General features: G+C 52.8%; 14 protein-coding genes. 7 read left to right on the top strand and 7 right to left on the bottom strand.

Going from position 1 to position 12,951, the window contains the following annotated elements:
* The first annotated feature begins 16 nt into the window (after window positions 1-16).
* Complete coding sequence (locus OGV89_RS17680) at window positions 17-1,099, top strand: hypothetical protein (protein WP_032941217.1); 1,083 nt, start codon at window positions 17-19, stop codon at window positions 1,097-1,099.
* A 65-nt stretch (window positions 1,100-1,164) separates the two neighbouring features.
* Here the strand turns inward: OGV89_RS17680 and thiI are convergent, their stop codons facing one another.
* The gene (gene thiI, locus OGV89_RS17675) at window positions 1,165-2,613 is read right to left on the bottom strand and encodes a tRNA uracil 4-sulfurtransferase ThiI (RefSeq protein ID WP_003835961.1); all 1,449 of its coding nucleotides are present in this window, start codon (window positions 2,611-2,613) and stop codon (window positions 1,165-1,167) included.
* A 208-nt stretch (window positions 2,614-2,821) separates the two neighbouring features.
* On the opposite strand from thiI, the gene xseB reads away from it, so the two are divergent.
* Genes xseB through yajO form a run of 4 tightly spaced genes read left to right on the top strand, consistent with a single transcriptional unit; the run spans window position 2,822 to window position 6,882 of the window.
* On the top strand, window positions 2,822-3,064 hold the full coding sequence (gene xseB / locus OGV89_RS17670) for an exodeoxyribonuclease VII small subunit (RefSeq protein WP_038638224.1): 243 nt from the start codon (window positions 2,822-2,824) through the stop codon (window positions 3,062-3,064).
* A complete protein-coding gene (gene ispA / locus OGV89_RS17665) occupies window positions 3,065-3,964 on the top strand; it encodes a (2E,6E)-farnesyl diphosphate synthase (protein ID WP_003021584.1) in 900 nt (299 codons plus the stop codon).
* A 24-nt stretch (window positions 3,965-3,988) separates the two neighbouring features.
* Window positions 3,989-5,851, top strand: a complete 1,863-nt coding sequence (gene dxs / locus OGV89_RS17660) for a 1-deoxy-D-xylulose-5-phosphate synthase (RefSeq protein ID WP_032936978.1) — start codon at window positions 3,989-3,991, stop codon at window positions 5,849-5,851.
* A gap of 56 nt (window positions 5,852-5,907) precedes the next feature.
* Window positions 5,908-6,882 carry a 1-deoxyxylulose-5-phosphate synthase YajO gene (gene yajO, locus OGV89_RS17655; RefSeq protein ID WP_003847594.1) on the top strand — a complete coding sequence of 325 codons (975 nt, stop codon included), beginning with the start codon at window positions 5,908-5,910 and terminating at the stop codon, window positions 6,880-6,882.
* A 103-nt stretch (window positions 6,883-6,985) separates the two neighbouring features.
* Here yajO and pgpA read toward each other — a convergent pair whose 3' ends face one another.
* The 6 genes from pgpA to nrdR form a co-directional block, all read right to left on the bottom strand.
* Window positions 6,986-7,504, bottom strand: coding sequence for a phosphatidylglycerophosphatase A (pgpA, locus tag OGV89_RS17650; protein WP_003021578.1), 519 nt, complete (start codon window positions 7,502-7,504; stop codon window positions 6,986-6,988).
* A complete protein-coding gene (gene thiL / locus OGV89_RS17645; protein WP_003835968.1) occupies window positions 7,482-8,459 on the bottom strand; it encodes a thiamine-phosphate kinase in 978 nt (325 codons plus the stop codon). The genes pgpA and thiL overlap by 23 nt, the downstream gene beginning before the upstream one ends.
* A 77-nt stretch (window positions 8,460-8,536) precedes the next feature.
* A complete protein-coding gene (gene nusB, locus OGV89_RS17640; RefSeq protein WP_000801129.1) occupies window positions 8,537-8,956 on the bottom strand; it encodes a transcription antitermination factor NusB in 420 nt (139 codons plus the stop codon).
* 19 nt (window positions 8,957-8,975) lie between these two features.
* Window positions 8,976-9,446: a 6,7-dimethyl-8-ribityllumazine synthase gene (ribH, locus tag OGV89_RS17635; protein ID WP_003021575.1), complete on the bottom strand. Its 471-nt coding sequence runs from the start codon at window positions 9,444-9,446 to the stop codon at window positions 8,976-8,978.
* 90 nt (window positions 9,447-9,536) lie between these two features.
* Window positions 9,537-10,640 carry a bifunctional diaminohydroxyphosphoribosylaminopyrimidine deaminase/5-amino-6-(5-phosphoribosylamino)uracil reductase RibD gene (gene ribD, locus OGV89_RS17630; protein WP_003021573.1) on the bottom strand — a complete coding sequence of 368 codons (1,104 nt, stop codon included), beginning with the start codon at window positions 10,638-10,640 and terminating at the stop codon, window positions 9,537-9,539.
* Window positions 10,641-10,643: 3 nt separating this feature from the next.
* Window positions 10,644-11,093, bottom strand: a complete 450-nt coding sequence (nrdR, locus tag OGV89_RS17625) for a transcriptional regulator NrdR (RefSeq protein WP_003021571.1) — start codon at window positions 11,091-11,093, stop codon at window positions 10,644-10,646.
* 153 nt (window positions 11,094-11,246) lie between these two features.
* Between nrdR and OGV89_RS17620 the strand changes: the two genes are divergently transcribed.
* Window positions 11,247-11,786, top strand: a complete 540-nt coding sequence (locus tag OGV89_RS17620; protein ID WP_003021567.1) for a SadB/YajI family lipoprotein — start codon at window positions 11,247-11,249, stop codon at window positions 11,784-11,786.
* 298 nt (window positions 11,787-12,084) lie between these two features.
* A complete protein-coding gene (locus OGV89_RS17615) occupies window positions 12,085-12,948 on the top strand; it encodes a nucleoside-specific channel-forming protein Tsx (RefSeq protein ID WP_003021561.1) in 864 nt (287 codons plus the stop codon).
* Window positions 12,949-12,951: the final 3 nt, after the last annotated feature.

The raw sequence follows: 12,951 nt of genomic DNA, 5'->3' as shown, positions 1-12,951 counted from the left end.
CTTATAAGGAATCATAATGAAAGGATATCTGAGTGGAGTGGCTTTATTGCTCCTTTCCGGTTATGCCACAGCGACGCAACTCGACATAAAGAGTATTGAGTATCGCTATCCCGGAAGCACTGAAATGCAATATCGCGTGCCATGGTTTTCCTCGACGGATAACCCCAAGGTTGCGAAACGTATTAACGATTATATTTTCGCAACCTTTATCAATCAGCTACCGGGTAATACTCCGCAGGCCACAGTAAACCAGTTTGCGAAATCAGCCATGAATCCCACCGCAAACCTTAACTACACGGTTGAATTTCGCGACGAAAAAATCCTGACCATGAATATGTTTGTCGAAGGTTGCGGAGCGTATTGCGAATCGTACAATGTACCGCTCAGCTTCGATTTAGCCAACGGCGCGGCAATTACCCTCAACGACCTCTTTTCCCGTTCTACGATGGCCGAATTAAATACTCGCATCAGAAAAGATATCCGTGGCCAAATCGACACATTTGTTGATGCGCATAAATCGCAAACACCAGAACAAATAAAAGAAGAGAAAGGTGAAGTTTTTAACTACGCCGAATTCTACGCATCGTGCGCAACCTACACCGACGGTTTGTACTACATCGACAAATTCTCCCTGCAAAAAGACCATCTGGCCTTCCTGAACGGACGCTGTAGCAACCACGCCAGCCGCGCACTCGACGAGTTGGGTGATTTCACCACGAAAATCCCAACCGCGGAACTGCAAAATCGGCTCACGCCGTACGGCCAGTATCTGACTGGAGCAAAGAGTACAACACAGGTTTCCCCAGCGCCCGGCATTGACGGCAAAGTCATGTACGGCACGCTGGGAAAAAGCATGCGTATTGTGTTGAAGGTGGACTGCAAATACGGTGATTTTTTTGAAGGGGCTTACTTTTACCAGAAATTTGGCGCACCGATTGAATTAACCGGCAAATGCGATACAGCCGACAATCAACATTATGAACTGAAGACATCTGCTGCTGAACAAGCGCAAGAGAAGATAACGCTGGAGTTAAAAGACGGTGTCTATCAAGGCGTCTGGGAGTCGAACGGGAAGACGCTTCCTGTGCGTTTTGAATAATATCGTTGCATTGCCGGATGGCGGCGTAACCGCCTTATCCGGCCTACAACACGGTGTTTACTCAATTACGGGCGATACACCTTCACGTTCTCAAAGCCCTGCTCGCGCAGATAAAGCGCCTGCAGGCGGCTCATCACCCCGCGTTCACACCACAGCAGCCAGGTTTTGCTCTGGTCCAGATCGCCGAATTTGGTGCTCAGCTTGTAGAACGGCAGAGAAACGACGTCCACGCCGTCAACCTTCAGCGGTTTATCATCCTGTTCATCCACAGAACGGATATCCAGGATCACATCGTTCGGGCCGAAACCGCTCACGGTTTCCACTTCTACCACGGTTTGCTGCGTCTGCTGGGCGATATCGCGAATATCAATATTATTCGCTTCTTCAACCACTTTATCGAGGATAGAGAAATCGAAGTTTTCTTCTTCGGCCTCAATCTTCGATTTGATCGCTTTCACCGTCGGGCTTTTTGAAATTACACCGCAGTATTCCGGCATGGTACGAGCAAAATCCTCGGTGCCAATTTCACGCGCCAGATTGATGATGTGCTCTTTATCATGCGAGATAAGTGGGCGCAGGATCAGGGTGTCTGATACGTTATCGATCAAACGCAGGTTGGTCAGCGTCTGACTGGACACCTGGCCCAGTGCTTCACCGGTTACCAGCGCCTGTACGCCGTAGCGCTCAGCGACTTTCGACGCCGCGCGAACCATCATACGCTTGAGAACCACGCCCATCTGGCCGTCATCAACTTTCTCCAGGATCTCACCGACCACCGGTTCAAAGTTGATAGCAACAAAACGCACGCGATGCGAGCTACCAAAGCGGTTCCATAGATAATGCGCCACCTGGCGAACGCCGATTTCATGCGCTGCCCCGCCCAGGTTGAAGAAGCAGTAGTGCACGCGGCAACCACGACGCATCAGCATGTAGCTGGACACGCCGGAGTCGAAACCACCGGAGATCAGCGACAGTACGTCTTCCTGCGTCCCAATCGGGAAACCGCCAATACCTTCATAGCGGCCTTTAACCAGCAACAGGCGGTCGTTTTCGATTTCAAGATTAACCGTCACGTCCGGCTTCGTCAGCTTCACGCGCGCGGATTCAATATGCTGGTTCAGTCCACCGCCAACATAACGTTCCACCTCAATGGAGCTAAACTCATGCTTACCACGACGCTTAACGCGTACGCAGAAGGTTTTACCTTCCAGTTGGTCGCGATACTGCACCAGTGCTTTCTCGAAAATATCGTGCATATCGGTAAACGGCACGTCTTCTACTTCGAGAATGTGGTGGATCCCCGGAATACGGGTCAGCGCGTCGCGAATGTCCAGGCGCTGGCTTTCATCTTTAGCGCGAACCTCAACGTGATCCCAGTGACGGACAACGGCAAGGTCTTCATCGTAGTGCTTTAAAACGTTACGAATGTTCCCTGTCAGAATTTTTATAAAGCGCAAACGCACAGATTGGCTTTTGATGGTGATTTCTGGGAACAATTTAATGATAAACTTCATGGCGGCAATGGTTCTTTGGCAAGTCTGAATGACTTGTAATGGAAAAAAATACAGCAGCCCATACCCTGCGGCTGCATCCAGGCGCGCAAGTATACCACTATCATGGTCATCCTGTGCACATCGCCTTACCATTGCGCGTTATTTGCTTATCAGTGCGAGTCCGTTACCATAGTCTTGTGCTGCCAATACAGAGAGTCAGACATTCATTATGCCGAAGAAAAATGAAGCGCCCGCCAGTTTTGAAACCGCGCTGAGCGAGCTGGAACAGATTGTTACCCGCCTGGAAAGCGGCGACCTGCCGCTGGAAGAAGCGCTGAACGAATTCGAACGTGGCGTACAACTGGCGCGTCAGGGACAGGTCAAATTGCAACAGGCTGAACAGCGCGTACAAATCCTGCTGTCAGATACTGAAGACGCGGCCCTTACGCCTTTTACACCGGATAATGAGTAAATGGATTTTACGCAGCAGTTACAGGCTTGCGTTGAGCAGGCCAATCAGGCACTGAGCCGTTTTATCGCGCCACTGCCCTTTCAGAACACTCCCGTGGTCGAAACCATGCAATATGGCGCATTATTAGGCGGTAAACGCCTGCGCCCGTTTCTGGTGTATGCGACCGGTCAGATGTTTGGTGTCAGCCTGAGTACGCTTGATGCTCCCGCTGCCGCCGTCGAATGCATTCACGCCTATTCGCTGATGCACGATGATTTACCCGCGATGGACGACGACGACCTGCGCCGCGGTCTGCCGACTTGCCACGTAAAATTTGGTGAGGCAAACGCGATCCTGGCCGGAGATGCGCTGCAAACGCTGGCATTCTCCATTATCAGCGACGCTCCAATGCCGGAAGTATCTGACCGTGACCGCATCGCGATGATCTCTGAACTGGCTCAGGCCAGCGGTATCGCCGGTATGTGCGGCGGTCAGGCGCTGGATCTGGAAGCTGAAGGTCATCAGGTTGAGCTGGATGCGCTGGAGCGTATTCACCGCCATAAAACCGGGGCATTGATTCGCGCCGCCGTACGTCTGGGAGCATTAAGCGCAGGCGATAAAGGGCGAGAATGCCTGGCAATACTCGACAAATACGCAGAAAGCATCGGTCTGGCCTTCCAGGTTCAGGATGACATCCTGGATGTGGTAGGCGATACTGCAACATTGGGTAAACGTCAGGGTGCTGACCAGCAGCTTGGCAAAAGTACCTATCCTGCACTTCTGGGTCTTGAGCAAGCCCAGAATAAAGCCCGGGATTTAATCGAGGATGCCCGCCAGTCGCTAAGTTTGCTGGCCGCACAGTCACTCGATACCTCGGCACTGGAAGCGCTAGCGGACTACATAATCCAGCGTGATAAATAAACCAACATATCCCATGAGCTTGCGATGAGTTTTGATATAGCCAAATACCCGACCCTGGCGCTGGTCGACTCCACCCAGGAGTTACGTCTGCTGCCAAAAGAGAGCCTGCCAAAGCTTTGCGACGAACTGCGCCGCTATTTGCTCGACAGCGTAAGCCGTTCCAGCGGGCACTTCGCCTCTGGTCTGGGCACGGTGGAACTCACCGTCGCGCTGCACTATGTCTACAATACCCCGTTTGACCAGTTAATCTGGGATGTAGGACATCAGGCTTACCCGCACAAAATACTGACCGGTCGCCGTGATAAAATCGGCACCATTCGTCAGAAAGGCGGTTTGCATCCGTTCCCGTGGCGCGGTGAGAGCGAGTATGACGTACTGAGCGTTGGGCACTCTTCAACCTCCATCAGCGCAGGTATCGGTATTGCGGTTGCCGCTGAGAAAGAAGGCAAAGAACGTCGTACCGTATGTGTGATTGGCGACGGCGCTATCACCGCCGGGATGGCGTTTGAAGCGATGAACCACGCAGGCGATATTAAGCCCGACATGCTGGTTATCCTCAACGACAATGAAATGTCGATTTCAGAGAACGTTGGCGCGCTGAACAATCATCTGGCGCAACTACTCTCTGGCAAACTCTACTCCTCGCTACGCGAAGGAGGGAAAAAAGTCTTCTCCGGCGTACCGCCGATTAAAGAGCTGCTCAAACGTACCGAAGAACACATCAAAGGCATGGTTGTGCCGGGTACGCTGTTTGAAGAACTGGGATTTAACTATATCGGTCCGGTGGACGGTCACGACGTGCTGGGGCTTATCACCACACTGAAGAACATGCGCGATCTGAAAGGCCCGCAGTTCCTGCACATCATGACCAAAAAAGGTCGTGGTTACGAGCCGGCAGAAAAAGATCCAATCACCTTCCACGCGGTACCAAAATTCGATCCATCCAGCGGATGCCTGCCGAAAAGCAGCGGCGGCCTGCCGAGCTATTCAAAAATCTTCGGTGACTGGCTGTGCGAAACCGCGGCGAAAGACAATAAGCTGATGGCAATCACCCCGGCGATGCGCGAAGGCTCCGGTATGGTGGAATTTTCACGTAAGTTTCCGGACCGCTACTTCGATGTGGCGATCGCCGAACAGCACGCGGTGACGTTTGCTGCCGGTCTGGCGATTGGCGGCTATAAGCCGGTCGTGGCTATTTACTCGACCTTCCTGCAGCGCGCCTACGATCAGGTGCTGCATGATGTCGCCATCCAGAAACTGCCAGTTCTGTTCGCCGTTGACCGGGCAGGAATTGTTGGCGCAGATGGACAAACCCATCAAGGGGCGTTCGATCTTTCCTTCCTGCGCTGCATCCCGGAAATGGTCATTATGACCCCGAGTGATGAAAACGAATGCCGCCAGATGCTGTTCACCGGCTATCACTATAACGACGGTCCAACGGTCGTGCGTTATCCGCGAGGTAACGCGGTGGGCGTAGAGTTGACCCCGCTGGAACAACTGCCTATCGGGAAAGGTATAGTGAAACGTCACGGGGAGAAAGTGGCAATTCTCAACTTCGGTACCCTGATGCCGGAAGCCGCTCAGGTCGCAGAGTCGATGAACGCCACGCTGGTCGATATGCGTTTTGTGAAACCCCTGGATGAAACGTTGATCCTTGAAATGGCTGCCCAACACGAGGTGCTGGTTACCATTGAAGAGAACGCCATTATGGGTGGTGCTGGCAGCGGTGTAAACGAAGTGCTGATGGCCCATCGTAAGCCCGTCCCGGTGCTGAACATTGGCCTGCCAGACTTCTTCATCCCGCAGGGAACTCAGGATGAAGCTCGCGCCGATCTGGGTCTGAATGCCGTCGGAATTGAGGCCAAAATCAAGGCCTGGCTGGCATAAACCCCTCCCCGCTCCTGCTATGCTTAATTCATCACGAGCTAAGCAGGAGTGGATTGATGAAATACAACATCTTAGGAAAAACCGACCTACGGGTCTCCCGCCTTTGCCTGGGCTGCATGACGTTTGGCGAGCCTAATCGCGGCAATCACGCCTGGACGCTACCTGAAGAAAGCAGCCGCCCGATAATCAAACACGCCCTTGAGGGCGGCATTAACTTTTTCGATACCGCCAACAGCTACTCCGCTGGCAGTAGCGAAGAGATTGTCGGTCGCGCGCTGCGTGATTTCGCCCGCCGCGAAGATGTCGTCGTCGCTACCAAGGTTTTTCACCAGGTTGATGATTTAGCAGAAGGATTATCCCGCGCACAAATCCTGCGCTCAATCGACGACAGCCTCCGACGTCTGGGTATGGACTATGTCGACATCCTGCAAATTCACCGCTGGGATTACAACACACCTATTGAAGAAACCCTTGAGGCTCTAAACGACGTCGTGAAAGCCGGTAAAGCGCGCTATATCGGCGCCTCCTCCATGCACGCTTCGCAATTTGCTCAGGCGCTGGCCTTACAGAAGCAACACGGTTGGGCACAGTTCGTTAGCATGCAGGATCACTACAATCTGATCTACCGCGAAGAAGAACGCGAAATGCTGCCACTGTGCTATCAGGAAGGCGTGGCAGTGATCCCCTGGAGTCCGCTGGCACGTGGACGCCTGACGCGCCCATGGGGAGAAACGACAGCACGCCTGGTTTCCGATGAAGTCGGTAAAAATTTGTACAACGAGAGCGATGAAAACGACGCGCAAATTGCCGCACGACTGACCGGTGTCAGTGAGGAGTTGGGTGTTACGCGGGCGCAGGTTGCGCTGGCCTGGCTGCTGAGCAAACCGGGGGTGGCAGCGCCGATTATCGGCACATCGCGCGAGGAACAGCTGGATGAGTTGCTCAATGCGGTGGATTTAACGCTGAAGCCGGAGCAGATTGCCGAGCTGGAAACGCCGTACAAACAGCATCCGGTGGTGGGATTTAAATAAGTATTGGCGATGGCTAATTGTAGGCCCGATAAGCATAGCGCATCCGGCACTGATTGCCCGATGGCGCGACGCTTATCGGGCCTACAACAGCCCCCCAAAAGGGTTAAATGATACCTACCGGCCAGTGATGACCGATAAAATACAAAATTCCGGCAGAGAGTATTCCGGCCACAATATCATCGATCATGATCCCCGTCCCGCCATGCACGTTGCGATCGAACCAACGAATCGGCCACGGCTTCCACATATCCAGAATACGGAAAATCACAAATCCGGCGGCAACCCACTGCCAGTCATTGGTCGGCAGCGCCATTAGGGTAATCCACATCCCGACAAACTCGTCCCAGACAATGCTACCGTGATCGTGCACACCCATATCTTTCGCCGTTTGATGGCACAGATAAACGCCGATACAGATAGATAACATCACCACCAGTGAATACAGCTGCCACGGTAGAAAGGTCATTAAATACCAAAAAGGGATCGCCGCCAGCGATCCCATCGTGCCAGGAACAATTGGGCTCAACCCGCTGCCAAAACCGGTGGCTAGCAGGTGCCACGGATTGCGCATACTCAGGCGGCTTTTGGCGACATCTTTTTTAAGGCGCGGCAAAATGGTCATATCCTTTCCAGTCAAACGTGACGGATTTTCCATCGCGCGTAAAGTGAATGCCTTCCACGTCTGCGCTCATCTGCCCAATGCAGGTAAACGCTGCGCCGAGATTTCCCAGCGCCACATCCAGCGCACCACGGTTAATTTCCGGTACGGTAAAGCATAACTCATAATCTTCACCGCCCGAGAGCGCCCAGCGTAGGGCCTGTTCCGGCTCAACGTGCCGGGCGAATGCCGTGGAGTAAGGCAGCGCATCGACGTTAACCCGCGCGCCACAGCCGCTGGCATTAACGATATGCCCCAGATCGGAAATCAGGCCATCGGAGATATCGATAGCCGCACTGGCCAGATCGCGCAGGGCTTGTCCCTGCAAAATACGCGGCGTGGGACGCAGATGGCGTTTAAGCAGATAGTCTGCGTCTTTTGCATCTCCAACCTGCAACCGATTCTGTAAAATCGCCAGCCCCGCCGCGCTGTCTCCCGGCGTACCGGTAACATAAATCCAGTCCCCCGGCTTCGCACCAGAGCGTTTTAAGGCCCGTCCTACAGGAACGTAGCCATGGATACCCAACGTCATCGACAGTGGCCCACGCGTGGTGTCACCGCCAATCAGCTGCATATCATAGTAATTAAGCAGTTCAAACAGGCCATCACTGAAGGCTTCAAGCCAGGCTTCATCAACGTCAGGTAACGTGAGTGCCAGCGTCAACCACGCAGGATCGGCCCCCATCGCCGCCAGATCGCTCAAATTCACCGCCAGTGCTTTCCAGGCGAGATCGGTGGGATCAATGTCGGGGAGGAAGTGATTGCCTGCCACCAGCGTATCGGTACTGATCGCCAGCGTCTGTTTTTCAGGGATATTCAGGAGTGCGCAGTCGTCACCAATACCGGTTTCGACATCAAGACGAGACGTTCTTACGCGGTCAAAATAACGGGCAATCAGGGAAAACTCGCCGCATGCCATACGTTATGCCTCAGCAGAAAAAAAAGAAAAAGCCGGGGACAGCGGAAACAGGTTCCACCATCCAGCCGGCCTCGGGATTACTTTTTGTTGGGGCGAATCACAGGTGCTGCTTTATCCAGTACGCCGTTCACGAATTTATGGCTATCTTCAGCGCCGAAGGTTTTCGCCAGTTCAATCGCTTCGTTGATGGCCACTTTGTACGGCACATCACTACGTTTAGACAGTTCAAACAGCGCAATACGCAGTACGGCTTTTTCTACCTGACCCAGCTCTTCTAACAGACGAGACAGGTAAGGCTTCATTAATCCATCCAGGTACGCGCTGTTAGTCGCCACCCCGGACAGCAGTTCGCGGAAATACAGAACGTCGACATCTTTAACGTCCTGTTCCGCCAGGAACTGGTATTCAACATCAGCGATGTCGTTCTGGGACAACTGCCAGGAGTAGAGCGCCTGGACGGCACACTCACGGGCGCGGCGACGAGCAGCAGGTTTCACGGATTTCCCCTTACAAAAATCAGGCCTTAATGGCTTTCAATACATTAATCATTTCAAGCGCAGTCAGTGCAGCTTCTGCGCCTTTGTTGCCGGCTTTAGTGCCAGCACGTTCGATGGCTTGTTCAATACTTTCGGTGGTCAGAACACCGAAGGCTACCGGAATGCCACTGTCCTGAGCGACATGCGCCAGGCCATTGCTTGCACCGCCAGCCACATATTCGAAGTGCGCGGTACCGCCACGGATCACCGTACCAAGCGCAATTACCGCGTCGTATTTACCGGTTTTTGCCAGTGCGTCAGCGGCCAGCGGCAGCTCATATGCACCTGGAACCCAAACAACGGTAATGTTTTCATCTTTAACCTGGCCAATACGTTTCAGGGCGTCGATAGCCCCTTCCAGCAGGCTGTCATTGATAAAGTTGTTGAAACGCGCAATGGTGATGGCGACGCGAGCGTCCGGGGTAGCAACGTTAGCTTCAATAATGTTCATATTCTTCCTTCGGGTTCGATTTATGGCCCCGTAAGGGGGGCGGATTTTATCATAATATTCTGTGCGCTGCTTCCTCTAAATCAGAAAGCCTCACGCAGTCGTTAAATGCAGGCAAACGTCCGGGCCCACCTGGCGTATCTCATTGAATTTAAAATGGGGTGCGTCAGCCAGTTTCTCAAGGCCTGGAAGCACACATAATCCTCGCGCATCGCTGCCTAACAGTTTAGGCGCAACATACACGATTAGCTCATCGACCAAACCGGCCTGTAATAATGCCCCCGCGAGCGTTGGACCTGCTTCAACCCAAATGCTGTTAATTTGCTGTTTGCCCAGTTGCATCATCAGCACCACCAGATCCAGATGCCCGTTATGTTCCGGCACCTTCAGGCTACGAACCGTCTCCGGCCAGCTACGAGGGTCGTCTTCAGTCCGGACAATCCAGGTTTCTCCAGGCTGTTGCACAATACGATGCTCCGGCGTGACCTGATTCTGGCTATCCAGAACAATGCGGATTGGCTGGCGCAGCTCTTCCTGCGGGTAACTCGCCTGAGTTGACTCCCCAAGCTCCGACCAACGCACGGTAAGCTGAGGGTCGTCTGCCAGCACCGTAGCACTGCTGGTTAAAATGGCATGGCTTTGCGCGCGCAAGCGTTGCACATCGCGGCGCGCCTGTGGTGAGGTAATCCACTGGCTTTCACCGCTGGCCATCGCCGTACGGCCATCAAGCGACGCGCCAAGCTTAAGCTGCAGATACGGGAATCCCGTACGCATGCGCTTGAGAAAGCCTTTATTCAGTTGCTCAACTTCGCTCATCATCAGCCCGTGGCTGACGTCGATGCCCGCCTGCTGCAAACGGTAGAGCCCACGTCCTGCGACCTGCGGATTGGGATCCTGCATCGCCGCAACCACTCGCGATACACCCGCCGCAATCAGCGCATCGCAACACGGCGGCGTGCGACCATGATGACTACAGGGTTCAAGCGTCACATAGGCCGTTGCCCCTTGCGCTTTTTCTCCAGCCATCCGCAGAGCATGAACTTCGGCATGCGGTTCGCCCGCACGGTGATGATATCCTTCACCGACGATCTCCCCATCCTTCACAATCACGCAGCCTACGTTGGGGTTGGGGTGAGTGGTAAAACGTCCGCGCGCAGCAAGCTTCAGCGCACGCGCCATGTACAATTCATCCTGCATGGCTTAGTCCTGTAGGCGAGCAATCTCTTCGCCAAATTCTTTGATATCTTCGAAACTCCGGTAGACAGAGGCAAAGCGGATGTAGGCGACTTTATCGAGCTTTTTCAACTGCTCCATCACCAGGTTGCCAATCATCTTGCTCGGCACCTCACGCTCACCAGTCGCACGCAGCTGTGATTTGATATGGTTTAACGCCATTTCGACGTCATCCGCACTAACAGGCCGTTTCTCAAGCGCTCTGAGCATGCCGCTACGCAGCTTTTCTTCATTAAAGGGTTCACGCACGTCGTTGCTTTTCACAACGCGCGGCATGACAAGTTCAGCCACTTCAAAAGTGGTGAAACGTTCGTTACAGACCAGACACTGCCGACGGCGGCGTACCGAGGAGCCCTCGCCTACAAGACGAGAGTCAATTACCTTAGTGTCTACGGCGAAACAGAATGGGCAATGCATACGGCGTCCTGTACCTCAGTGGTTAACAGAATCTATTTTACCCTGAACTGCCGTGACAACAAAGGCACTGCGCTTTTGAGACAAAGGATCGATGCCTTCGTGCTCAGTCCACACTACCATTATGCTATCGCGACAATGAAGGAAGTAATCACAATGACAAGACGTTACCTAAGAATTCTCCTGGTGGGAAGTCTCTTTAGTCTTAGTGCCTGCGCACAGCAAAGCGAAGTACGCCAGATGCATCAAAGCGTTAGCACATTGAATAAAGAGATGGCGCAGCTTAATCAGGAAACAGTAAAAATTACGCAACAAAATATGTTGAATGCAAAATCAACCAGCGGCGTCTATCTGCTACCGGGTTCCAAAACCCCGGCACGACTGGACAGCCAGATTGGCACTTTACGCATGTCGCTGGTAAACATTGCACCGAACGCGGATGGTACGCGCCTGACGCTACGGATTCAGGGTGAATCCAACACGCCTTTACCCGCCTTTAGCGCCACCGTCGAATACGGGCAAATTCAGGGCACCACGGACAACTATCAGGAAGTGAACGTTCACAACCAGTTGGTCAACGCTCCGGCGAGTATTCTTGCTCCCAGCGACGTAGACATTCCGTTGCAGATAAATGGCCTCACTCCAGATCAGTTAGGATTTGTTCGCATCCACGACATCCAGCCTGTTAGCCAATAAACTTTTTTGCGGAACGTTTTGTGCGTTCCGCAACATCACTCCGCTCCATTTTGTTACTCCCCTGACATAACCGATATTTCTGGTAAAACTTGGCAACATTCATGAGAGCCAGTACAATTCGCCGCCTAAAGTACGCAAACGTGAACGCAATCGATTACGCAAATGATAGAACTGTGAAACAAGACATATTTTTGTGAACAATGATTTTTATAATAGGCTCCGAAGAATTACGAAATATTTAGAAACGCAAATTGCGCATTTTTCACTCCCGAAAGGGATTTCAAACAGTGGCATACATATGAAAAAAACATTACTTGCAGCCGGTGCAGTGCTGGCGCTCTCCTCGTCATTTACTGCCAACGCAGCAGAAAATGACAAACCGCAATATCTGTCCGACTGGTGGCACCAGAGCGTTAACGTGGTGGGTAGCTATCACACCCGTTTCTCTCCGAAACTGAACAACGACGTGTATCTGGAATACGAAGCATTTGCCAAAAAAGACTGGTTTGATTTCTATGGCTACATCGATATTCCGAAAACCTTCGACTGGGGTAACGGCAACGATAAAGGTATCTGGTCTGACGGTTCCCCATTGTTTATGGAAATCGAACCGCGTTTCTCCATCGATAAACTGACCGGTGCTGACCTGAGCTTTGGTCCGTTCAAAGAATGGTATTTCGCCAACAACTACATCTACGACATGGGTGATAACAAAGCCAGCCGCCAGAGCACCTGGTATATGGGTCTGGGTACCGATATCGATACCGGTCTGCCGATGGGTCTGTCCCTGAACGTCTATGCTAAATACCAGTGGCAGAACTATGGCGCATCCAACGAAAACGAGTGGGATGGCTACCGTTTCAAAGTGAAATACTTTGTGCCGATCACCCAGGTTTGGGGCGGCCAGCTGACCTACATCGGCTTCACCAACTTCGACTGGGGCTCAGATTTGGGTGATGACCCGAACCGCACCAGCAACTCTATCGCTTCCAGCCACGTCCTGGCGCTGAACTACGATCACTGGCACTACTCTGTCGTAGCACGTTACTTCCATAACGGCGGTCAGTGGAAAGGTGGGGATACTCTGAACTGGGGCGAAGGCGACTTCAGCGCGAAATCTACCGGTTGGGGTGGTTACCTGGTCGTAGGTTACAACTTCTAATCC

This window comes from Citrobacter sp. Cf125 (genome assembly GCF_030333935.1).
GTDB classification, from domain to species: Bacteria; Pseudomonadota; Gammaproteobacteria; order Enterobacterales; family Enterobacteriaceae; genus Citrobacter; species Citrobacter freundii.
This window is presented reverse-complemented; position numbering and strand designations above follow the sequence as displayed.

Bases quoted from the DNA above. Each gene is read 5' to 3' on its own strand.
- OGV89_RS17680 (WP_032941217.1), top strand. From the start codon at position 17: ATGAAAGGATATCTGAGTGGAGTGGCTTTATTGCTCCTTTCCGGTTAT.
- thiI (WP_003835961.1), bottom strand. From the start codon at position 2,613: ATGAAGTTTATCATTAAATTGTTCCCAGAAATCACCATCAAAAGCCAA.
- xseB (WP_038638224.1), top strand. From the start codon at position 2,822: ATGCCGAAGAAAAATGAAGCGCCCGCCAGTTTTGAAACCGCGCTGAGC.
- ispA (WP_003021584.1), top strand. From the start codon at position 3,065: ATGGATTTTACGCAGCAGTTACAGGCTTGCGTTGAGCAGGCCAATCAG.
- dxs (WP_032936978.1), top strand. From the start codon at position 3,989: ATGAGTTTTGATATAGCCAAATACCCGACCCTGGCGCTGGTCGACTCC.
- yajO (WP_003847594.1), top strand. From the start codon at position 5,908: ATGAAATACAACATCTTAGGAAAAACCGACCTACGGGTCTCCCGCCTT.
- pgpA (WP_003021578.1), bottom strand. From the start codon at position 7,504: ATGACCATTTTGCCGCGCCTTAAAAAAGATGTCGCCAAAAGCCGCCTG.
- thiL (WP_003835968.1), bottom strand. From the start codon at position 8,459: ATGGCATGCGGCGAGTTTTCCCTGATTGCCCGTTATTTTGACCGCGTA.
- ribH (WP_003021575.1), bottom strand. From the start codon at position 9,446: ATGAACATTATTGAAGCTAACGTTGCTACCCCGGACGCTCGCGTCGCC.
- ribD (WP_003021573.1), bottom strand. From the start codon at position 10,640: ATGCAGGATGAATTGTACATGGCGCGTGCGCTGAAGCTTGCTGCGCGC.
- nrdR (WP_003021571.1), bottom strand. From the start codon at position 11,093: ATGCATTGCCCATTCTGTTTCGCCGTAGACACTAAGGTAATTGACTCT.
- OGV89_RS17620 (WP_003021567.1), top strand. From the start codon at position 11,247: ATGACAAGACGTTACCTAAGAATTCTCCTGGTGGGAAGTCTCTTTAGT.
- OGV89_RS17615 (WP_003021561.1), top strand. From the start codon at position 12,085: ATGAAAAAAACATTACTTGCAGCCGGTGCAGTGCTGGCGCTCTCCTCG.